Source organism: Cytobacillus solani (assembly GCF_001420595.1).
Lineage (GTDB): Bacteria > Bacillota > Bacilli > Bacillales > Cytobacillaceae > Cytobacillus > Cytobacillus solani.
Map to the genome: position 1 here is coordinate 2,799,404 of NZ_LJIX01000006.1, position 21,717 is coordinate 2,821,120.

The window sequence follows — 21,717 nt, forward strand, 5'->3', positions numbered from 1 at the left end:
GAGGAGACCTTCCAGTTTGATAGGAGATAGGCGCTGGAACTAGCAGTTCTAATTAAAATTGTTATACTTTCTATAAAAAAAGACGAAAGTCCTAATCGACCTCGTCTTCTTCGACTTTATGAAGTTTATTTCCCGTCTACGACTTCCTTTAAGATTTCATAGGAACGCTTTTGTTTAACCGGATCAAAAATATAAGACACAGCCATGATTTCATCCACATTATATTGATTTTGAAAACTGATAAGCTGTTCTCGAATGGATTGTTTGCTTCCTAGCAAAGTCACACTAGACATGGCTGAAGCCATGTCTTTTTCAGGCTGACTCCAGATACGATCCATGTTATCAACTGGCGGACTTAATAGGGTTCTCGAACCGCGGACAACATTCAAGAAAAATTGCTGCATCGTCGTTGATTCGAATTTGGCCTCCTCATCACTATCAGCTGCAATCACATTTAAGCATACCATCATATATGGGGAAGCTAGATATTCCGATGGCTGGAACCGTTCACGATAAATGGATATTGCTTCGCCCATATATTTTGGGGCAAAATGGGAAGCAAATACATAAGGCAAGCCTAATTTAGCAGCTAAATAAGCAGAGTCCGTAGATGATCCAAGGATATAGATCGGTATATTTGTTCCAACTCCTGGATAAGCTCTAACATAACTTTGCTCTTCTTCTGGGCCAAAATACGTAAGCAAAGCCTTCACATCTTCAGGAAACGTGTAGACTGAATCATTTTTGGAGCGTCTAAGTGCACCTGCTGTCATCATATCTGTACCTGGAGCACGGCCTAAACCTAAATCTAAACGATCCGGATAAATGGTTGCCATCGTCCCAAATTGTTCAGCGACAACTAATGGGGAATGGTTAGGCAGCATAATTCCTCCAGACCCGATACGTATTTGTTTTGTATGTTCTAAAACGTGTTTAATTAAAATGGAAGTAGCTGAACTTACAAGAGTTGGGGAATTATGATGTTCCGCAATCCAATAGCGAGAAAAGCCCATATCTTCCGTTGCTCGCGCTAAATCAACCAGCGCATCAATCGCTTCTTTCGCACCCTGCCCTTGACGGATCGGTGCAAGATTTAAGACTGATACTGGAATTTGTATATTTGTCATTACCAATTACCCTTCCTTATTGAAGATTCATTCCTATAGTAACAATTGGGACAAGAGAAACAAACTTATTTGCTTACGACTGATTTATGGCTATTCATTTCTACTTTCATTTGTTGTCTTAAAGCATTTATTTTTTTATTCCTATTAAAAAAGTTTCAATAAGGAAGTAGAAGCTTTCATTTATATCTAATTCCATAGCAAAACCGCCTTTTTGTTCAATAGAAGCGAAGCCATGTAAAATACTGCGGAATCCTCTCGTCGCATGAACTGCATTTACTCCATGAAGTCCGTATTGCTGCAAAACTTGAATAACTAAGTTCACTATCTTTTCTGATGCAAGCTTTATATCGGTATCTTCCATATCAATTGTGTAAAAAGTTGCTTCATAAAGTCCAGGTTTCCTGCGAGCAAATGTGAGATAGGCTTCACCCATAGCACGAACTGCATCATCTCCAGCTCTTTCTGCCGCGGCTCGAGACAAATATCGCTCAAGTTCTTCAATCCCATATAAGGCTAATTCCTTGCGAAGTCCTGGTAACCCCTCAATATGATTATATAAGGATGGCGGACGAATATTTAATTTTCTTGATAAGGTCGCCAATGTCACTGCTTCTAGACCATCTGCATCTGCTATTTCAGCTGCTGCCTTTACAATTGTATTCAAATCAAGTCCTATTCTTGGTGACATCGTTTATCTCCCTTTCCCTAAATTGTATTCTGCCCGTTTAATAGCTAACTCTATTTGCTCGTGAGGATGAAGTAACATTTTTCCATGGCCAATTGCTAGCAAGGCTGGTGAATAGTCCCGTATTTTTAATGCGCTCTTAACAGAGTCCTCTTTACTCCACGTTCCAAAAGCTGGAAAGGGAAACATTAGCTGTACTTGTCCCGCTACTGCCATTCCGCCTCTAGACTGAAATGCATCACCAGCAATCAGAGACTGATTTCGTGTATCAAGAAAGGAAAAAGAACCTGGTGTATGTCCTGGAGTAGCTATGGACAAAAGTGAACCGATCCGATCCCCTTCATGAAGCAGAATATTCGCTCGTGTTTTTAATGATTTTGGTACACCACCTTTGATCGGTGTTTGAGCTTCTCCTTCATCCAAGCTTCGATCCCCTTCCATTAGACGGGCGTCCCTCTCTGAAATCAGTACATCCGCGTGTGGCAATGCTGCTTTTAAATGATCTAATGCACCAACATGGTCATCATGTGCATGCGTTAAGACGATTCGAGTAATTGGTTTTCCAATTTTCTTAGCAGCTTCTAATATCCCTTTTGCGCTAAATGGCAATGCTGCATCAATAAGTGTTAGCGTATCCTCTTCCTCAACTAAATAGCAATTCACAGGAAAAATATTAGCCAAAAAGGTCATTTGATAAATAGTTTCTATTTTTGTCATTTTCATATAGTTATTCCCCCATCCTAAAAACTAATAGCGTTAGTTTTATAATAACTAATAGTATTAGTTTTTGGCAATAGGTATTTATTATTTTGTTCTAAAATGATTTTCCCCATTTTCATCAGTGACCTTGCCTTTTTATTCGCAAAAATGTTATGGCAATTGTATAGTAGATTTAAATAAATGCTTCTATCGGAATCTCAACAAAAACATAATGAGAGGGTTTTATTGGATGAATCATTATGATAAGAATGCAAATGAAGAACCTCCATTAGAAGATTTTTTACCTAATGAAGAGGATGAGAGGGTACGCGAACAGCAGAAAAGGCGAAATACCATTGCAAAGAGGATCATTACAATCGGTGTGGCGATTGCATTACTAGTAAGCTTGCTTCAAATTTGGCCGCAAGTCTTTAATCTATCTTCGATTAATTTTTTGCATAAATCAGCTGAGTTATCGAAACAAGAGGAAATCCAAAAATATAAAGAAGCAGTTGTTACCGTTCAAGACCAACATTCCAAAGGAACTGGATTTAATATCAATAAAAATGGATTAATCATTACGAATGGCCATGTAGTCGATGACATGTATCCCATAACGGTTACTTTCCCTAACGGAGAAATCTTTCAAGCTTCCATTTTACAATCTAATCCTGACCTCGATCTTGCCTTTTTACATATTGAAGGGGAAAACTTACCAGCTCTTTCCTTAAGTGAAACCGGTAATTGGAGCATTTCAGATCAAATTTATGTAATTGGGAACCCTCTTTTACATAATCAAATTGCAATGGATGGAGAAATACTTGAAGGATCTGATAAAAACGGGGTTCTTCTGCTTTCAGCACCGATTTATAAAGGGAATAGCGGAAGTCCAGTAATTGATTCAAAAGGAAATGTCATTGGAGTGGTCTTTGCATTATCAACAAAAGACCAGACAGGGCTTGCTATTCCGATAGAAAAAGTGTTGGAGCATTTACCAGAGGGATATTAGATGGGACTGAGGGTTAATCCCTCGCCCCTCCGTTTATAACAAAGCATCTGCCTCAACAATTTCCACCGTTAAATATTCTTTCAAAGATAAATCCATTTCATACGGGGTTATTTCCAGACCTTCCTCATCTGTTAAAATTCTAATTTCTGGTCTGCCAACCGCATTGAAATTGTATTTAGATACGATGCCTGTTCTCCCATCATTTAATTTCACAGTTAGTCCAGGTGGGTAGATGGCAATACAATTTTTAAATAATTGAATTTGGTTACTTTCGAATTGAGTGCCACTCCCGCTATACAGAATTTCAAGACCTTGGTGAGGAAGCATGGCCGGACGATAATCTCTATGACTCGTAACCGCATCAAATACATCAGCTACACTCAATATTTTTGCGTATTTATGAATCTCGTTGTTCTGCAATCCTCTCGGATAACCTGTTCCATCTATTCGTTCATGATGTTGGAGTGCACAATGTGCAACAGTTAAGGGGAGTTCGTGAATTCTTTTAAGGTGATCAAATCCTAATTCACAATGGGATTTCATTTGCTCATATTCATCTTCCGTTAATTTTCCAGGTTTATTTAGAACTTCCCTGGGAATATATATTTTCCCCAGATCATGTAACATCGCACCTAGGCCAATTTCTTCGATATTTTTAAGCGGCAGGCCATTCTCTATTGCCAGCTGGCAAGCATAGATCGACACATTTAGACTATGTGTATAAACATGATTCTCATATACTTTTGTCGTTGCTAATAAATTAAGTGCTATTCTGTTTTCAGTTAAACTGCAGAGAATATCCTTATAAATCTTTTGCATGCTGCGAACCGCTCTGCCTGATTTAGCCATATGCTCTAATTTAGATTTATAAGGATTCAACCCTGCTATATCATCCAACCCTTCCGTAATTACATTCATTGCTTCAACGCGTAATTCTTCAGGAATAGAATCCACGATTTCAATCCCTTCAGACATCTCATCCTCAACATATACTGTAGATACATTGAAATTCATTAGTTTTCTTATCAAACTATCGGTTAAGTACGTTCCCTTTGTCAAAAGAACCCTGCCATTCTCTTGATAAATCGATTTACCTAATCTCGTCCCCGTTTTACATCCATCCAATTTAATTAAACGCATGATTCCTTCTCCAGTTTCCCCTATAAATATATATTCAAGTTGCTTATTTCCTATTAATTTTTGTCCTCTAATTTCTTATAGGTACATGATACTATACCATTCGAAATATTTGTATAAAAATACGCATACATTTTAAATTTTCTTTCCTGTCATGCTTCAAAATTTTCCCTTCTAAACAGAAGGATGCATCATTTGCTGTTGGTTAAAATAACAAGGGCTAAAAATTTTGTGGAGGATATGCAGATGAACAACTTTTTAAAGCAAAAAAATGAATGGAGAGAAGTTTTAAAAATCGTTAAGCAATTAGACCCGAAAAAATTAGAGATTGTAAAATCTACCTTACCAATCCTGAAGGAACATGGTGAGACGATTACGAAGCATTTTTATCAGCGAATGTTTAAAAGTCATCCTGAATTACTTAATATTTTTAATCAAACACATCAAAAGACTGGACATCAGCCAAAGGCATTAGCAGATGCAGTCTATGCAGCGGCAGCCAATATTGAAGATATGAGTAAAATCATGCCGGCACTTGAGAGAATTGGAGAAAAGCATCGAAGCTTGCAAATTAAACCTGAACACTATCCAATTGTAGACGAGAACCTCCTTGGTGCGATAAAGGAAATATTAGGCGGTGGAGCAACTGAAGAAGTACTTGATGCATGGGCAGATGCCTATGAAATCATTTCTGATGTCTTTATTCGCATGGAGAGTAATATGTACAAAACAACTGAGGCACAGCCTGGAGGATGGGGCGGTTTCAGAGACTTTATCATCGATAAAAAAGTGGACGAGAGTGAAATTATTACTTCCTTTTATTTAAAGCCAAAGGATGGACAAGATATCGCACGATTTATTCCAGGACAATATATCACAATCAAAGCTGAAATTCCCGGTCAAATCAATACTCATTTACGGCAATATAGCCTGTCAGATCGCCCAGGGGTTGACTATTACCGTATTAGTGTAAAACGGGAGGATGAGAAGGAAAATGATATTCCAGCTGGGATTGTCTCCTCCTTCCTCCATCATCAAATGAAAGCTGGCGATATTTTACCAATGACAGCTCCTGCAGGTGATTTTTATTTAAATACCGAGAGTCCTCTGCCTGTTGTTTTATTAAGTGGAGGAGTAGGACTCACTCCTACCATCTCCATGCTAAATGCTTTAATCGCTGAACAGCCGGAGAAAGAAGTGTACTTTATTCATGCTGCGAGAAACAGTCGTGTACATGCATTCAAGGAGCATGTAGAGGGGCTTGCAAAAGAAAATAAACAAGTAAAATCCATTTTTGTCTATGATCATCCATCAGAAGAAGACCGGAAGTCAGGAGTAATAGCTAAAGAAGGCTATGTTACACTTGAGTGGCTCCAGGAGATTCTTCCAACAAAGGAGGCTGACTATTATTTCTGTGGACCAGAACCTTTTATGAGGGTAGTGAATCGAGCTTTAAAACAATGGGGAGTACCTTCTGATAGAATTCATTATGAATTTTTTGGTTCCTTTGGGGACTTGGCTGCAAATGTGGAGTAGGATGAAATTTGGCAATAGGGACAGGGTAAATCCCCTGGCCCTATTCTGTTGAATAGAGATGTAACTCGTGCATCGCTCGAGTACATGCTGTATAGAAAAGTCTGCGCTCGCTATCTTTACCGTAGGCTGACGTATTATGGATAATGACTGCATCAAACTCAATGCCTTTTGCTAAATAAGATGGGATGACTAAAACACCTGTTTCAAATGTTACAGTTCCTTTTTCCATTAAACGTACAGGTAAGTCTCCGCTAATCTTCTCATATACTTCTGTGCTTTCCTTTGCTGTCTTGCAAATAATCGCAATCGTTTCATGACCGTTTCTATTCAATTCCTTCACTCTTTCAATAATAGAAGGGATTAATTGCTCCTTTTCTACTATTGTTAAAGTTGGCTCATCCCCATCACGGTTAAATGCTTCTATGTGATATCCATCTTTTAGCAATGTCTTTGTAAATTCAACGATTGGACGAGTAGAGCGATAGCTTCGAGTCAACACAATCATTTCCTTGTCCTCTTCTTCTAATCCGTTTGCTGCCATCGCTACCTCTTCATGTGAATGCATGTAGATACCTTGATTGATATCTCCGAGTAACGTCATTTTACTATTAGGAAATAATTGTTTTAAATAAGCAAGCTGGAACGGGCTATAATCTTGCGCCTCATCGATGAACAAATGGCGAATCGACGAATGCGTCTTCCTTCCTTCTATTTTGTCTTTAAAGTAAACAAATGGAGTAGCATCTTCATAGCTGATTTCTAGCGAATTAAGTTGCATGAATGATAACTTACGTATATCATCCCAATTTTCTGGAATAGGCACATTCAATTTGTTTAGCATATTCTCTTTAAATAGCTGATTATACATACCCAAATAATGAATAAAACCGAATGATCTCACTCGTTTAATAATCGGTTTAAAATAGCGAGTGACGACAATTTCAGACAGCAGCTCTTCTTCTTGGGCGAAATCATCGAACGTATCTTCACTAAATCGTTTTTCAACTTGAAGTTTCTTAAATACTTCAGCATAGTCTTCTTTTTCTAGGAATTGAATTTCTTCCTTCACCCAATCCTTACGTTTTTCTAATTTCTTTCGTTTCTTTAATTCTTTTACAATCCATTCCTGTAAAAGCTGAATCCGGTTCGGAATGGAAATAGCTGTGTTAAAGGAATAAAATTTTTCACTTAGCTGCTCTTTTGTTAATAATGGTTTATTCTTTAGTTTTATATCTTTAAACAGAAATCCTCCTGTATTTAAAAATCGGAGATAACTGTCAACGATGTCTTTAAACTGGAGATTTGATTTTAATTGAATGCTGCGGACACGATTTTCATATTCAGATGATTCATCTGTGTTAAGCAAATATTCTAGCTGTGAAAACGGATCTTCTAGCTTTAATGAGCCGCCTGCTCGATGATTTAAATATTCTTGGAAGGTTGTTTGCTGCATATTCTCCTCCCCTAACTCAGGGAGTACGGTCGCGACATAACTATTAAATAGTGGATTAGGTGAAAAAAGCATAATATTTTGGGAAGATAACATGCCTCTATATCGATAGAGCAAATAGGCAATCCGCTGAAGGGCTGCAGATGTTTTTCCACTTCCGGCAACTCCCTGAACAATCAATAGCTTGCTTTTTTCATTGCGAATGATTTGATTTTGCTCTCTTTGTATGGTAGCAACGATGCTTTTCATTTGGGTATTCGCATTATTGCCCAATACCTCCTGAAGAACTTGGTCACCAATGGTAACGCCCGTATCAAACATACCTTCTATCTCACTGTTGCGAATAATAAATTGCCTTTTAAGAGTCATATCCCCTTCAATGATTCCTTCAGGTGTTGTATACCTTGCCTCCCCAGGCGGATAATCATAATAAAGACTGGAAATCGGTGCTCTCCAATCATAAATAAGGAAATTTTCATTTTCTTTATCTAAGAAGGAAGTAATGCCAATATAAATCGATTCCAGATTGGATTCACCCTCTTCCTTAAAATCTACACGACCAAAATAGGGAGAATGCTTTAATCTGTTAAGTGTTTTAATTTGCCGATCTAGTTGCCCTTGACTTCTTTCACGTTCTAGAAGCAGCTCTGCTTGCTGTTTAATACTGAAGAATGTTTCATCGATGTCATCTGGTCCATCCATGTTAACCCTCACATCATCCCAAAACGTTTTTCTTATTTCAAGAGCATCAGAACTGACTTTTTTCACGTGCTGACTAAGGCTGTCTATTTTTTGCTGAATTCCCTCTGCGATAAAATAAATTCTTTTTTGCTCTTCTTGTTTTTCCATTTGTTCATTACTCATGAAATCACTCCCAATATTTCAATGTTTGACAATTGGTTGTTTTTGTGATAATATTAAAGATGGATAAATATTAATTTTTACATTAATTAGACATTTAGACGCGACTTTTATTTTAGCATGCTATTGCTTTTTGTGCAATGCGCTTTTTTTACATATGCATATTATGTCACAAGCAGGCGAATTGCCTGCTTTTTTCTTTTGTGTCCCACGAATAATTTGAAAATAATGATTAATAGCATTTCTATTGACCTTATAGTGTAATCCTTCTAAAATCATGAGTAGTTTAATAGTCATATTTTCCATATTACATAGTTTTAGAAAGAGGGTTTATCGTGTTTTCACCACCTCCAATCAATAACAGCATTGAGGTCAGTGGGGAATACTCACTTCCAATCGTTATCTTATCCATCATCATCGCTAGTCTTGCATCATTTACAGCTATTTCTATGAATGAACGAATCCAAAAAAACAGCTTCTTCCACCGTAATTTTTGGTTAATATTAGCATCGATTGCAATGGGTTTTGGTATATGGTCCATGCACTTTGTAGGTATGAGTGCACTTTCACTCCCTTTTATGATGCATTATGATTATTTACTTACATGTTTATCCATTATCCCTTCTATTATTGCTTCATTTTTGGCCTTTTACATCGTGAACCAAAAAAAGCGATCCTTTGCGTCCTATTTATTATCAGGAATTTTCATGGGGATCGGCATAGCCACCATGCACTATACCGGTATGGCATCAATGGTCATGGACGCCTATTATGTATATAATCCATGGATGTTTATCACCTCCATTATCATTGCTATCTTGGTCTCATTTGTTGCTATTTATATATTTTCCCGCCAGCAAAGATATGCGAAAAATAACTATATAAAAGCCATTACATCAATCATGATGGGATTAGCAGTTCCGAGTATGCATTATATCGGTATGGCAGGGACAACCTTTTATCTGCCCCGACAACAAGCGATGGCTACTGAGCATCATATGAACATGACATTATTGATTACTGGGGTCACAATCGGCATTATCTTATTATTAGGTTTATTGCAATTATCAAGTTTAGTCGATCGCTATGTAGATTTTCGAGTGAGTCATATTGATATATTGACTAAACTGCCAAATAGACGCAGTTTTGAGAAGGCTATTAACGATGAAGATGTCTATCGAAGCATAGCCGTATGGAATCTCCATAATCTCGAAAAGGTGAATAATGATCAAGGATATCATTTTGGTGACGAAGTGATTCAATATGCTGCTAATGCCTTACATCAGCTAAACCTCCCATTAAGCAGCCTTTATCGAATTGATGGAAATCGCCTAGCACTGCTTTTGCAGGGAAAAGACCGACTTGTTGAGCTTCAGCAGGCCATGAAAACCCTCTCTGCAAAATGGACTCAACCGATTATGATCCAAGAAAAGAAAATTCTCTTACAGGGTGTCTGTGCCATATCAACTATAGATGATCATCAAAGCCCAAAAAGGTTATATTCAGATATTCTTGCCGTACTATCCAGTCCGGGTATTCAATATCAGAACGAGGTCATCCGTTTCGATCCGCTCATTCATACATATTCATTTGAGCAAGAGATTTTAAATAGCATTGATCAAGCGATGAAAAATGATGATCTATTTCTAGTCTATCAACCGAAAGTATATGCTGGCACACATAAAATGGTAGGACTGGAAGCGCTGATCAGATGGAATCATCCTGAACATGGATTTCTCTCCCCAGGTGTTTTTATCCCAATTTTAGAACAAAGCCATCGGATAAGCGACGTGACAAACTGGGTCATTTATAAAGTGTGTAATCAAATTAAAATTTGGGAGGAGCAGAAATTACCTCTTTACCAAATAGCGATTAATATCCCTGGAGAGTATGTTACTTCTCCGAGACTATTAAAAACATTAAAAAAAGCATTAAATAAATATAGTATTAGTCCTAGTCATTTGGAGCTAGAAATAACAGAAACGAGCGTCATGGAATCAGCAGAATCTTCTATGAGAGCAATAAATACCTTTAGAGAAACCGGTTTTTCCGTTGCACTCGATGATTTCGGGACTGGCATTTCCTCGCTCTCAAATTTAAGACAAATGCCTATTTCAACCCTTAAGATAGATAAGTCCTTTGTGGATGAAGTGCCTCAATCTGAAAAAGATTCAGCTATCTTAGAAGCGATTATCGCACTTGGTCATTCATTAAATTTAAATGTGGTTATTGAAGGGGTAGAAACTAAAAATCAAGTAGACTTTTTATCCTCTTCAGGATCCCTACTCTTATTACAAGGCTATTATTTTGCTAAACCAATGATTCCTGACGAATTGATGGAATGGATTAAGAGCAATAGCTAATTGGTGGATATAAGCAAAGAATACGGGTATACTAGGTCTGGGAATATTTAGTAATATCTAGCTCCAGCGCCTAGCCCCGACAAGGCGCTTCCGCTTTTAATATAAGGAGGTGTTTAAGTGTTAGATTTAACGAGTAATATGGAATTCGAAATAAAAAGCTGCTTCACACCAAACATTAGCAATTCTCATTCATTAAAGGTTCTGGACGTTACATCGTCAAGTGTCATCATTCAAATGAACGATCCTGATTGCAGAGGTGTCTTTCCATTAGATAGCTTTCAATATTGGATAAAAAAAGGCTCACTCATACAAATCCATGATACAGAGAAAAAAACATCGTGAAAAACATCCTTTTACTGAGGATGTTTTTTTGCTCTTGTAATCAAAGACGGATACTCTTAAAATTAAGGTAAAAATGAACAGGAAGTGGGACATGATTATAAAAGAACGCTGCGAACCAATAGAATTAGAGATAATGAAATATATAAAAGTCAGATCAACGTTATCTGCAACGGAGATGAAAAATTATTCGGTGCTCCTTAAAGGTTATGAAGGCGAAAAAGAGTTTGACAAGTGGACAGAAAATCTTTCATGCGATTGTTTCATTTTAAATGATTTACTGCTTGAATATGATCATAATGTTTTTCAAATAGATACACTACTAATCACTCATGAAACTTTTTACTTAATTAATGTGAAGAATTATGATGGTGACTATTATTATGAATCAGCAAAATGGTTTACCCTATCTCGATCAGAAATTAAAGATCCTCTGCTCCAGCTAAAGCGAAGTGACTACTTATTACAGCAGCTGATCCGTAGCCTTGGATTTCCTAACTATTCTACTGAAGCACTCCTTGTATTCATCAATCCCCATTTCCACCTTTACCAAGCCCCTATGAACCTGCCGATTATTTATCCAGCACAGCTAGAACGTTTTAAAAATAAATTAAATAAGCAGACTGCAAAATTAAATGATAGACACTCTAAAATGGCTAAACTATTAATATCACTTCATAAAACAACTTCCTTTTATACTCAAATACCTGATTATGATTATGAACAACTAAATAAGGGCATAGTCTGTTCGTCATGCAGTTCGATTAATCTTAATTTGAACAAGGATAAGGTGGTGTGCCTGAAGTGTGGATGCGTTGAGCCTGTTGAATTAGCAGTTTTGCGCAGTGTTGAGGAGTTTAAGCTGCTTTTTCCTAATAAGAAGATCACGACGCAAATGATTTATGAATGGTGTGCAGTGATTAAATCGAGGAAAACGATTCGGAGAATTCTAAGAACGAACTTTAAACATATTGGCTATGGCAGTTCGTCATATTATGTAAGTGATTAATAGGTATCTATTAATGATTTTTATTTGTTACTCGGTGACATCTACTATTTTAGTGAACGTATATACTTTTTTAGAATGTTTACGGTCACATGCAAAGTGTGCATCTGACCGTCTATAGCTTTTTATACTTTCTCGAGTACATATAAGCTCTGCTTGTAACCACTCTATAGTTTATTCGGCTGTCACGGGCACAAGGACACATCTCTTGTTACCGCTCCCTTGCTTTTTCTGCTACCACGGGCACATGTGCGCCCCTCTTGTTACCGCTTTCTTGCTTTTTCTGCTTCCACGGGCACATGTGCGCCCCTCTTGTTACCGCTCTCTTGCTTTTTTTTGCTGTCACGGGCACAAGGGCACATCTCTTGTTACCGCTCTCTTGTTTTTTTTGCTTCTACGGGCACGTGTGCGCCACTCTTGTTACCGCTCCCTAGCTTTTTTCTACTTCCATGAGCACATGTGCACCACTCTTGTTACCGCTCTCTTGCTTTTTCTGCTTCCACGGGCACATATAATTCCTAATTTGACGACATACGTATCTTCTTTGTAAAGCCATCTAGCCTCTATTACTCACAAACAAGTATTTGCCTAGAAAATACCCCTTTACTCGCTATACAGCGGTCTTGGATTTTAAATCCTGCTTCCATAATCATTTCGTCAATTGTCTCGATCGTGATAATTACAGCCTTCCTAGCTATGCGGCGAGCATGTTTCAGAATGGCAAACTGTTCCTCTGGTGTAGCATGGGTATACAAATTGTAAGGCAAATCAATAATAGCTACATCATATTGTTCAGTTACATCTGATATAGGACCCACCCTGACATCCCCTTCATAACCAAAAAAGGCAATATTCTCCCTTGATCCTGATGTAACAAGCGGATTAATATCACGCCCGACAATATCAATGCCCATGGAAAGCGCCTCTACTAAAACCGTTCCAATTCCACAGCAAGGATCTATAGCTTTCACTCCATCAGGTTCAGGTACAGCGATATTTGCCACAGCCCTAGCAACCCGTGTGCTTAGAGCAGTAGAAAAAGTTTGCGGTTTCTTCATATGGTGCAGCCAAAGCGCTTCATTTTTTTGTAAGTTTCCAAAGTACCAGCGTCCACCCAAAGTGACTATTCCAAACAAATGATCCGGATGACGCACATCTGCCTCTCCCTTGATTTCCCAGCCGATTTCTCGTTCAATCAAACGCCGCTTATCATATTCAATTTTTTCACTAGCTTCTAAATCATTGATTTTAACAAAGATAACTTTGAAGGTTGACTCCTCCATATCGATTTGACCAGCTTGTTCCACGATTTCCGGCAAGCTGTCTCCTTCATATATCACTTCAATCCGCTCTTTAATAAATGGACTGCGGCTTGGATCGATTTCTGTCGTACTTTTTAGAATATTGTTTTCTGCCTGTTCTCCAAAAAAGGAGCGCATTTCTAAATGAGAAAGCGATTGTTCTTCCTTTTGGCATGCAAATGTATAGATAAATTCAGGTCTTTCTTTTCTTATAAACAAATAATTACCATCCTTTTAGTTACTCAATTCTTTCTTCCTATCAAACCATATCTGTATTGCAGAAGAAAATCAATTAAAACCACTCTTTAAATATCATATTTACCACTGTACATAAGGTAATCACTATATAAAATATTAAATGTAATTTTTTGTAAATAATGCTTGATATACTGATTTCCCCCTCATTACAATAAATAAAGCCTAACTAAATTTTTATGAATTTGGAGGAATGAGCTTGGATTATATTAAACCAGCACAGCTAGTAGAGGATGTTGCACAAGCAGGTGCTTATAAATCAAAACTGGGAATCAGGGATATCTTAATTAAAGGAATTCTATCCGGTGCCTTATTAGGCTTTGCCACTACACTTGCATATACAGCTACAATAGAGACAAATTTAAGTATTGTTGGAGCACTTGTTTTTCCTGTTGGTTTTGTACTTATTTTATTATTAGGCTTAGAACTGGTGACTGGAAACTTTGCCATGCTCCCACTTGCTAGATTAAGAGGACAAACTACCATCACAAACATTAGCTACAACTTCTTTTGGGCTTTTACAGGAAACCTTTTAGGCTGCCTTTTGTATGGTCTTTTATTTTATATATCCGCAACGAAGCTTGGGCATGTAACAGATGGACCAATGATTGATAAGATTGTTAGCGTTGCAGAAGCAAAAACACTTACATATAAAAACCTTGGTGGAGAAGGGATTATCGTTGCCTTGACCAAGGCTGTATTATGTAATTGGATGGTAACATTAGGAGCATTCATGGCATTCGTTTCTAGCTCAACGATTGGAAAAATTGCTGCAATGTGGCTTCCGGTATTTTTATTTTTCGCCCATGGATTTGAGCACGCTGTCGTAAACATGTTTGTCATTCCAACAGCCATCCTTATGGGTGCAGACCTCTCATTTGGAGACTGGTGGCTTTGGAATCAAATTCCGGTCACAATCGGTAACTTTATTGGCGGATTTATCTTTACCGGATTAGCCCTGCATTTAGTAAATCACAAGAAAAAAACAAATGTAGATTTAAATAGCCAGCCAACTGCTCTTAGGATTAAAGGTTTGTAGAAAACAGCTTTCCTAACTTTTCTCAACATGATACACTTGAATCCTTCTGATTAATTTGCTATTTAATCTTGATATGATCAAATTTTTCATGTTATTCTTGAAAAAAATTAACTTCTTAAGGATTGGTTATCATGCGTATTAATAAATACATTAGTGAATCTGGTTATGCCTCAAGGCGAGGTGCAGACAAATTAATTAGTGAAGGAAGAGTCACAATCAACGGAAAAGTTGCAAAGGTTGGCAGTCAAGTTGAACCTGGTGATGATGTTCTCGTTAGCGGACACCCGATCCGAATGGCAAGAAACTATGTGTATATTGCCTTAAATAAACCTGCTGGGATTACGAGCACTACTGAAAAAAATGTAAAAGGAAATATCGTTGACTTAGTTAATCATCCACTAAGGGTTTTTAATATTGGAAGACTCGATAAGGACTCTGATGGTCTTATTCTTTTAACAAATGACGGAGATATCGTTAACGAAATACTTCGTTCAGAGAATAAACACGAAAAAGAATATATTGTTTCAGTAGATAAGCCGATTACTCCAGATTTTTTGAAGAAAATGTCTGATGGTGTGAAAATACTCGGGACAAAAACGCTTCCTTGCGAAGTAAGACAGTTATCAAAATATGATTTTCAAATTATATTGACTCAAGGGCTAAATCGGCAAATTCGCCGTATGTGCGCCGAACTTGGATACGATGTGTATCGTTTGCAGCGCATCCGTATTATGAATATCCATTTAGGCAACCTGCCTGTTGGACAATGGCGCGATTTAACCAAAAAAGAACGTACTGCCTTATTTAATGAACTGAACTACCAGCCGAAAGAATGGTAAAAATAGAAAAAGCGCCTGGCTCCAAGTATTTATGAAAAAGGAGACCAAGCGCTTTTCTTATTTTCCAACTACTCGGCTTACTAGCTCGGTTACTTCGGATCTGCTCATTTTTTCCTTCCCAGCTGTTAAAGCATCTAGCGTACCATGTGCTAGCGCTAACGGGATTTTGCAAAAATGGAGAATTGTAGCCGTTTTAATATCTTTCACATACTCGTCAGCTAAGGCTAAATTTCTGCGTGCATACGTTAACATATCTTCAAAATCCCATCCTACAGGAAAAAAGTTAACCCCTCTGCTCGCATCTTCCGCATGATTACGGAGAATATTCACTGACTGTAATCCACGTCCAAACGCAATCGCAAGATCTTTATCTGTATCGGTTTGATCATACCACTTCCAAATATCTGTCAGCATAACCCCTACCAATCCAGCAACATAGAACGTATACTCATCTAAATCATTTTCATCTTTAATATCCCAATCTTTTCTGGCCCATTTTGCCATTCCCTCCGCCATAACAGATGTAGCATCCAGAATTTTTTCTTTAATTATTTCCGGGCATACTTTAATCCAGTCACCAAGTCGAATGGTGACTTCAGGTAAGATTGATAGATATGGTTGGAAAATGTCCATTAACTCATTGTCATGAAATGGCCTACGTAATAATTTGCTTACAGATAGCAATAGTTCACTCTTCACCGCTGATTCAAGTTCAGTATGATCTTCAATTTCATCAATAGCTCTCATGCATAAGTAGGCAGAGGATACTGCTTCTTTTAAACCCGGTGTTAAAAGACTAATGGGAATAAAAAAAGTCCGACTCGTCTCCTTTAACATCTCTATCGCATCATTATGTAAATTAGTCTTTTCACTCACCGTATGCTGCCCCCTTTTTCTTATATGTTGATTGTAATATTCCTTTGTTTGGAGTGCAAATATAAGAAGCTATTCACAAAAAGTGAACAGCTTTTGTACACATGTTCTCATTATTTTAATCATTTAAGCTATTTTATCTTGTCCATCATGATTCTTTTTGAAGTAATGGACCGCAAAGGTTGCAACGAAAGCCAAAATGATAATACCGAAAAATATGAGATGGTCAATTTCAATGCCAAATACACTTAAGAACATTTTAATAGCGATAATTGCAATCAAAATGAAGGCTGTATTTTCAAGCTCTGGAATTTTTTCAATGAGGACAAGAAATCCCTTCGCAACAGTCCGCATCATTAGGATTCCGAGCATCCCGCCAATGAGCAATATCCAAACCTTCTCAGATACTGCAAATGCAGCTAAAATACTATCAACTGAAAACGCTAAATCCATAATCTCAACAGATATAACTGTTGCCCAAAAAACCCCAAAGGTTCGGGTGAGCCAGCTGTCCTTTTTCAATCCTTCGGTTTCGTCATCTCCTTCACCAATCCAGAAATGTTTAATTACAAGCCATGCTAAATATCCAGCACCTATCACCTTGATCCACCAAAACTTAATTAAAAGCATGCCAAGACCTATGAATAAGAAACGAAAGAAATATGCGCCAAACAATCCGTATGTTAACGCCTTCTTCTGTTGTTGTTTAGGCAGATGCTTCACCATTACAGCCAGTACTAATGCGTTATCGGCAGACAATAGACCTTCCAGAATCACTAATGTGCCGATATACCCCCATGATACTGGATCTGTTAACACCTCTCCCCACATTTTCCAATCGAAAAACGAGGCATATGTGTCTAACAACTGATTCAGGATTTCCACTTAAAAGACCCCTTTAAAAATAAAATGTTTGCATTTATAAATCACTAAAAAAAGATAGCTAAAGCTATCAATTAGTGTCATGCACAGCGCAAATTTTATGCATTTAAACAGTCCTGTCTAAAATTGAGGGCTAATTCTATTATAATTATACTAAAATACCAATTAAATAGCCACTGGTTTAACCTGTTTACGATATCAATCAAAATAAAAAAACAACTGAATGGGTATACCATCCAGTTGTTTTTTGTTCCATTTTGGATTAGGGTTTATCTTTTATTTGACAAACCTTTGTGCATCAAAACTAATTCTTCTGCAAGTGCGTCAATTCGGGATAAAACACCCTCATCAACAATTACATTATCTGCATTGAAATGTTCCCCATTTGCATACACATAGCTTGGTGCAACAAATGAACGCAAATACCCAGCAATTGGCTTCACCTGATTTTCAACGACAAGATAATGCTGATAAGTCCCTCCATTTGCAACAAACCCCATCACTTTATGACGAAAAGCAGATGGATGAACAATATCAAACACATTCTTTAAAGGCGCAGGAAATGAACCATTAAAAATAGGAAATCCGATTAAATAAAAATCTGCTTCCGAAACCGCTTGAATTAATTTCTTCGTGTCTTCATTATACAGATCCGGATTTCTGCCATCACAAAATTCCATTTGATAATCTCTTAAGTCAAGAAGATCAATTTCTATTTCAGGGTATTTTTCCTTTACCCTTTTTAGAACAGTGTCCACTAAAATGGCTGTCTTTGCCCCTAAGATAGTGCCAGATATTCCGAGTAATTTCATTCGATGTTTCTCCTTCCTATGATGTTCCTGCCGTTCGAACCTGTTTATTGTTATTACCAATATGCGAACGATAGTTACTTTTCTTGCTTTTATCATACACTTTTTCCTGCTAAATGAGAATTAAAACACATCGTGTATAAAAACGGCCAATTTAATAAAAACTAAGTAAAAAAGCTTGGGGTGAATAATATGGGATTACTAAATTCTTTTAATGAGTGGAGGGCCAATCGACACGAAAAACATCTATCGAATATGAAGGATGAGAATAAATGTCCAGAATGCTACGGACGAGGGTTTTCCATTTATCCAGGTAACGAATATGCCTATCACGCAAATTTATATGATTGTCCAGGCTGTAACGGAGGCGGCACATACTCAGACTGGGAGGAATACCAATAAGAAAGTGCCGGAACAGCAAAAGATCCTTTTTTGCTGTCCCGGCACTTTCGTTTTTAAGCAGTAACCATTTGGTTTCCACCCTGTTTTTTTGCTTTATATTGGGCTTGATCAGCTGATTTCTTTAACGAATCAACGCTAGACCCGTGCTCTGGAAAAATGGCAACACCTGTACTAATCGAAACAGTTATTTCATTTTCTCCTATTTTGATTGGGTGCTGTATTAAATACTCAGATAAATTCTCATGGATAGTTTCAGCCAAGCTATTTAAACTAGAATTTATGATAATCATAAATTCATCTCCAGCATACCGATAGCCCACAATATCATCATTACAAATGCTTTTAATTCCATCCCCTAATACTTTTAAATATAAATCTCCAATATCATGACCAAAATTATCATTCACTTTCTTTAATCGGTCTGAATCAATCATCATCAAGGTTATTTCTTTCCCATCTTCGCCGATTAAATTGGAGAGATCATTATGGAATGCACGGTGATTCTTCAATCCGGTTAATTCATCTGTCTGTGACATTAAATAAATTTTTTCATAAAGTCTCGCCGTTTCAATGGAATGAATGACCTGGTTTCCAATAATCTGCAATAGTTCTTCATGTTCTTTTCGATAAGCGAAATCAGACACACTTTGTGCAGAAATAACTGCTTTCACCTGATCATCAATGATGACTGGTACAAAAATGCCTGATTTCGTATCTGTTACTCCGAACGTTGAATCAGTCTGATCTTGGCTCACTTTTCTCGGATGAACAATTTCTTTTGTTCTGATTGCTCTTGAAGTAAAATTATTTCCCATTTTTATGTATTCCTGCGGAAAGAAAATTCCATTTTCCACCATAAAAATAAAGTGAATAAGCGGATTTCCTTCTGTATATAAAGCGATAAAAAACGAATCAGTCGGCATTACTTGAGAAACCATTTCATATGCCTTCTTGAGAAGAATTTCTTCGTTTAATGTTTTGCTGCATACTTGGGCAAAATCATGCAAAATTTTATAATGTTCGTTTAGCCAGCTCATATTTTCCATTTGAACGTTCACTTTTTGCAATTGTGATAATAAGGAATCAATCGCTTCTTTATCTCCACAGTCCCCAACTGAACATACTATTTCTGAATATACATCCCGTGTAATGATGTTTTTTTCAGAGCCGATTTTTTTCAGCAATTTTGTAACAATCCGAAGAACTTTATGAATTCCTTCCATTTGCTTACTCATTCCATACACTTCCAACGTATTATTTTTTCACAAGAAAAAGATTAATCGCATACCGATTAACCTAACTCAATTATAGTTATATTCGGCAGCTGGCTGGCATGATCAAATGACTTTAGCCCCTCTAGCTTTGCGTCCTCATTTTTCAATGAATTTGCCCTTTTCTCCTATTAAGTTAGAATTCTGAAAAATCACAAAATGGTTATATTAATACTATATAGTTCTTATTTACCATAGTCAATTGATTTTCATAGAAATCATGCTAAAAATAGCTGGTTAAAGAAATAGGAGCAGGTCATTCCTTCTTAACTTGAGCCTTTTGATTATATTTTATCATACAGATGCTAAATTTTAATACTGTAATGCTTAAAAGGGAAAGGTAAATTCCCTTTTAAACAAATTAGCCCGCTTGTTCGATAATATACTTCTTCTTCTGAATATAGATAAGCCTTAGTGACAGACAAACACCTGCGGCAAGTAAGCCAATCGTTAACCCAATCCAATATCCCGTTGCTCCTAGATTTGTTTGATGTGCAAGGAGATAGCCAACCGGGAGACAGATTAACCAGTAAGCAATTAATGTAATGATAAATGATATATTTACATCCTTATATCCTCTTAGAGCTGCTTGTGCTGTGGCTTGAATGGCATCAGATATTTGGAAAAATAGCGCATAAATTAGAAAATGGGCGGTGAGTGAAATTACTGCCGCTTCATTAGAATAGAATCCCGCAACCTGATATCGAAATAAAACGACTAGTAAGCCTGTTACTAACGCAATAATAATGGATAAATAGATGCCCAACCAACTATATGCCCTCGCATCTTTATACCTTCCTGCTCCAACCTCAAATCCAACAAGTACAGTTTGAGCCATTGAAATGCTCATTGGTATCATATATAAAAAAGAAACGATATTCAGAGCTGATTGATAGGCTGCGATTGTCGTCACATTAAATTTACTTAATAGAATCGTTACCACGGCAAACATACTTGTTTCAAAAAAAATTGAAAGCCCCATTGGCACACCAATTTTCAGTATTTCTTTACACTTTTCCAGTGAGAACCCTTTAAAGCTTGCAAATACTTCAAAGGATGAAAAAGGGCTTTGCGTTTTAATGACGAAAATAATCATTCCTAAAATAAACCAATACGTGACTGCAGTTGCATAGCCTCCCCCTGCACCACCTAGCTCAGGAAAGCCAAAACGCCCGAAAATTAGTACATAGTTAAATAATAAATTTATCGGTAAAGCCACGATCAAAATAACCATGACTACACGAGTTTTTCCCAATGCATAAATAAAGGATCTTAATACATTGAAAGCAAATAACGGAATAATTCCAAAGCTAAGCCCGATCAAATAGTTACGAGCGGTATCTTGCACACCGCTTGGGAGATTCATTTTCGTTAATAAAGGGTCTAACAGGAAGAAACCAATAATGATAACTGAAACGGCAATCATAATCGCTAAATATATGCCATTTTTAACAATCGATGTCACTTCCCCTGTCTTCTTCTCCCCGTAGCTTTGGGCGACAATTGGTGAAACGGCAAGAAGAATTCCACTCAACCCTGTAAATACTGGATTCCAAATGGATGACCCTATTGCGACTCCTGCTAGATCTGATGAATGATACTTTCCTGACATAATCGTATTGAAAAATACCATCGAAAACATGCCGAGTTGTGTAATTAAAATAGGAATCAATAAAATGAATATTTGCTTCATCTTTTCCTGTATGGTAAATGTTTGGTTCATTATTAAATACTCCTTGAATATAATATTATCCCATAATAGCAGACTCGTATTTGTACTTAAATAGAATTCACTAATTTTTATAACAATCTTTTATTGCTAGACTTATTAATC

The 21,717-nt window shown here is 37.1% G+C and carries 19 protein-coding genes and 1 riboswitch; of the genes, 8 read left to right on the plus strand and 11 right to left on the minus strand.

All coding sequences use genetic code 11. The features are described 5' to 3' along the window. Positions 1 to 125: 125 nt before the first annotated feature. From AN957_RS15820 to AN957_RS15830, 3 genes are all read right to left on the minus strand, one after another. The gene (locus tag AN957_RS15820) at positions 126 to 1,127 is read right to left on the minus strand and encodes an LLM class flavin-dependent oxidoreductase (RefSeq protein WP_056685072.1); all 1,002 of its coding nucleotides are present in this window, start codon (positions 1,125 to 1,127) and stop codon (positions 126 to 128) included. A 127-nt stretch (positions 1,128 to 1,254) separates the two neighbouring features. Further along, positions 1,255 to 1,815 (minus strand): TetR-like C-terminal domain-containing protein, encoded by a 561-nt coding sequence (locus AN957_RS15825; protein ID WP_053476419.1) that lies wholly within the window; start codon positions 1,813 to 1,815, stop codon positions 1,255 to 1,257. Positions 1,816 to 1,818: 3 nt separating this feature from the next. Then, positions 1,819 to 2,535, minus strand: coding sequence for an MBL fold metallo-hydrolase (locus tag AN957_RS15830; RefSeq protein WP_056685074.1), 717 nt, complete (start codon positions 2,533 to 2,535; stop codon positions 1,819 to 1,821). 226 nt (positions 2,536 to 2,761) lie between these two features. Here AN957_RS15830 and AN957_RS15835 point away from each other — a divergent pair, with 226 nt between their 5' ends. Next, a complete protein-coding gene (locus tag AN957_RS15835; RefSeq protein ID WP_056685077.1) occupies positions 2,762 to 3,520 on the plus strand; it encodes a S1 family peptidase in 759 nt (252 codons plus the stop codon). 33 nt (positions 3,521 to 3,553) lie between these two features. On the opposite strand, the gene AN957_RS15840 is transcribed toward AN957_RS15835, so the two are convergent. Further along, entirely contained in the window at positions 3,554 to 4,660 is a 1,107-nt protein-coding gene (locus AN957_RS15840) for an HD-GYP domain-containing protein (RefSeq protein WP_053476422.1), read from the minus strand. A 243-nt stretch (positions 4,661 to 4,903) separates the two neighbouring features. On the opposite strand from AN957_RS15840, the gene hmpA reads away from it, so the two are divergent. Further along, complete coding sequence (hmpA, locus tag AN957_RS15845; RefSeq protein ID WP_056685080.1) at positions 4,904 to 6,193, plus strand: NO-inducible flavohemoprotein; 1,290 nt, start codon at positions 4,904 to 4,906, stop codon at positions 6,191 to 6,193. Positions 6,194 to 6,233: 40 nt separating this feature from the next. On the opposite strand, the gene helD is transcribed toward hmpA, so the two are convergent. Continuing rightward, entirely contained in the window at positions 6,234 to 8,507 is a 2,274-nt protein-coding gene (gene helD / locus AN957_RS15850; protein WP_056685083.1) for an RNA polymerase recycling motor HelD, read from the minus strand. Between the two features lie 332 nt (positions 8,508 to 8,839). On the opposite strand from helD, the gene AN957_RS15855 reads away from it, so the two are divergent. The 3 genes from AN957_RS15855 (at position 8,840) to AN957_RS15865 (ending at position 12,215) form a co-directional block, all read left to right on the plus strand. Continuing rightward, complete coding sequence (locus tag AN957_RS15855; protein WP_056685086.1) at positions 8,840 to 10,867, plus strand: bifunctional diguanylate cyclase/phosphodiesterase; 2,028 nt, start codon at positions 8,840 to 8,842, stop codon at positions 10,865 to 10,867. Between the two features lie 117 nt (positions 10,868 to 10,984). Beyond that, entirely contained in the window at positions 10,985 to 11,209 is a 225-nt protein-coding gene (locus AN957_RS15860) for a hypothetical protein (RefSeq protein WP_245637793.1), read from the plus strand. 91 nt (positions 11,210 to 11,300) lie between these two features. Continuing rightward, complete coding sequence (locus AN957_RS15865) at positions 11,301 to 12,215, plus strand: nuclease-related domain-containing protein (protein ID WP_056685089.1); 915 nt, start codon at positions 11,301 to 11,303, stop codon at positions 12,213 to 12,215. 563 nt (positions 12,216 to 12,778) lie between these two features. On the opposite strand, the gene AN957_RS15870 is transcribed toward AN957_RS15865, so the two are convergent. Beyond that, positions 12,779 to 13,651, minus strand: a complete 873-nt coding sequence (locus tag AN957_RS15870) for a TRM11 family SAM-dependent methyltransferase (protein WP_082446844.1) — start codon at positions 13,649 to 13,651, stop codon at positions 12,779 to 12,781. 316 nt (positions 13,652 to 13,967) lie between these two features. On the opposite strand from AN957_RS15870, the gene AN957_RS15875 reads away from it, so the two are divergent. Beyond that, the gene (locus AN957_RS15875) at positions 13,968 to 14,807 is read left to right on the plus strand and encodes a formate/nitrite transporter family protein (protein ID WP_056685094.1); all 840 of its coding nucleotides are present in this window, start codon (positions 13,968 to 13,970) and stop codon (positions 14,805 to 14,807) included. A gap of 131 nt (positions 14,808 to 14,938) precedes the next feature. After that, positions 14,939 to 15,646 carry a 23S rRNA pseudouridine(2604) synthase RluF gene (gene rluF / locus AN957_RS15880; RefSeq protein WP_056685097.1) on the plus strand — a complete coding sequence of 236 codons (708 nt, stop codon included), beginning with the start codon at positions 14,939 to 14,941 and terminating at the stop codon, positions 15,644 to 15,646. A 57-nt stretch (positions 15,647 to 15,703) separates the two neighbouring features. On the opposite strand, the gene AN957_RS15885 is transcribed toward rluF, so the two are convergent. The 3 genes from AN957_RS15885 to AN957_RS15895 all read right to left on the minus strand — a co-directional run bounded on the left by AN957_RS15885 (position 15,704) and on the right by AN957_RS15895 (position 18,213). Continuing rightward, positions 15,704 to 16,522 carry a squalene/phytoene synthase family protein gene (locus tag AN957_RS15885; RefSeq protein WP_053476432.1) on the minus strand — a complete coding sequence of 273 codons (819 nt, stop codon included), beginning with the start codon at positions 16,520 to 16,522 and terminating at the stop codon, positions 15,704 to 15,706. 123 nt (positions 16,523 to 16,645) lie between these two features. Then, the gene (locus AN957_RS15890) at positions 16,646 to 17,404 is read right to left on the minus strand and encodes a TerC family protein (RefSeq protein WP_056685099.1); all 759 of its coding nucleotides are present in this window, start codon (positions 17,402 to 17,404) and stop codon (positions 16,646 to 16,648) included. Between the two features lie 266 nt (positions 17,405 to 17,670). Further along, complete coding sequence (locus AN957_RS15895) at positions 17,671 to 18,213, minus strand: NADPH-dependent FMN reductase (RefSeq protein ID WP_056685102.1); 543 nt, start codon at positions 18,211 to 18,213, stop codon at positions 17,671 to 17,673. 189 nt (positions 18,214 to 18,402) lie between these two features. On the opposite strand from AN957_RS15895, the gene AN957_RS15900 reads away from it, so the two are divergent. Then, complete coding sequence (locus tag AN957_RS15900) at positions 18,403 to 18,612, plus strand: methionine aminopeptidase (protein WP_075209163.1); 210 nt, start codon at positions 18,403 to 18,405, stop codon at positions 18,610 to 18,612. Positions 18,613 to 18,665: 53 nt separating this feature from the next. On the opposite strand, the gene AN957_RS15905 is transcribed toward AN957_RS15900, so the two are convergent. Continuing rightward, complete coding sequence (locus tag AN957_RS15905; protein ID WP_053476436.1) at positions 18,666 to 19,847, minus strand: sensor domain-containing diguanylate cyclase; 1,182 nt, start codon at positions 19,845 to 19,847, stop codon at positions 18,666 to 18,668. Between the two features lie 81 nt (positions 19,848 to 19,928). After that, a riboswitch (cyclic di-GMP riboswitch) is annotated at positions 19,929 to 20,013 on the minus strand. A 231-nt stretch (positions 20,014 to 20,244) separates the two neighbouring features. Next, positions 20,245 to 21,606: an MATE family efflux transporter gene (locus AN957_RS15910; protein ID WP_056685108.1), complete on the minus strand. Its 1,362-nt coding sequence runs from the start codon at positions 21,604 to 21,606 to the stop codon at positions 20,245 to 20,247. Positions 21,607 to 21,717 lie beyond the last annotated feature (111 nt).

Coding starts and splice junctions, on each gene's coding strand:
- AN957_RS15820 (WP_056685072.1), bottom strand. CDS start 1,127: ATGACAAATATACAAATTCCAGTATCAGTCTTAAATCTTGCACCGATC.
- AN957_RS15825 (WP_053476419.1), bottom strand. CDS start 1,815: ATGTCACCAAGAATAGGACTTGATTTGAATACAATTGTAAAGGCAGCA.
- AN957_RS15830 (WP_056685074.1), bottom strand. CDS start 2,535: ATGAAAATGACAAAAATAGAAACTATTTATCAAATGACCTTTTTGGCT.
- AN957_RS15835 (WP_056685077.1), top strand. CDS start 2,762: ATGAATCATTATGATAAGAATGCAAATGAAGAACCTCCATTAGAAGAT.
- AN957_RS15840 (WP_053476422.1), bottom strand. CDS start 4,660: ATGCGTTTAATTAAATTGGATGGATGTAAAACGGGGACGAGATTAGGT.
- hmpA (WP_056685080.1), top strand. CDS start 4,904: ATGAACAACTTTTTAAAGCAAAAAAATGAATGGAGAGAAGTTTTAAAA.
- helD (WP_056685083.1), bottom strand. CDS start 8,507: ATGAGTAATGAACAAATGGAAAAACAAGAAGAGCAAAAAAGAATTTAT.
- AN957_RS15865 (WP_056685089.1), top strand. CDS start 11,301: ATGATTATAAAAGAACGCTGCGAACCAATAGAATTAGAGATAATGAAA.
- AN957_RS15870 (WP_082446844.1), bottom strand. CDS start 13,651: ATGCGCTCCTTTTTTGGAGAACAGGCAGAAAACAATATTCTAAAAAGT.
- rluF (WP_056685097.1), top strand. CDS start 14,939: ATGCGTATTAATAAATACATTAGTGAATCTGGTTATGCCTCAAGGCGA.
- AN957_RS15895 (WP_056685102.1), bottom strand. CDS start 18,213: ATGAAATTACTCGGAATATCTGGCACTATCTTAGGGGCAAAGACAGCC.
- AN957_RS15900 (WP_075209163.1), top strand. CDS start 18,403: ATGGGATTACTAAATTCTTTTAATGAGTGGAGGGCCAATCGACACGAA.
- AN957_RS15905 (WP_053476436.1), bottom strand. CDS start 19,847: ATGAGTAAGCAAATGGAAGGAATTCATAAAGTTCTTCGGATTGTTACA.
- AN957_RS15910 (WP_056685108.1), bottom strand. CDS start 21,606: ATGAACCAAACATTTACCATACAGGAAAAGATGAAGCAAATATTCATT.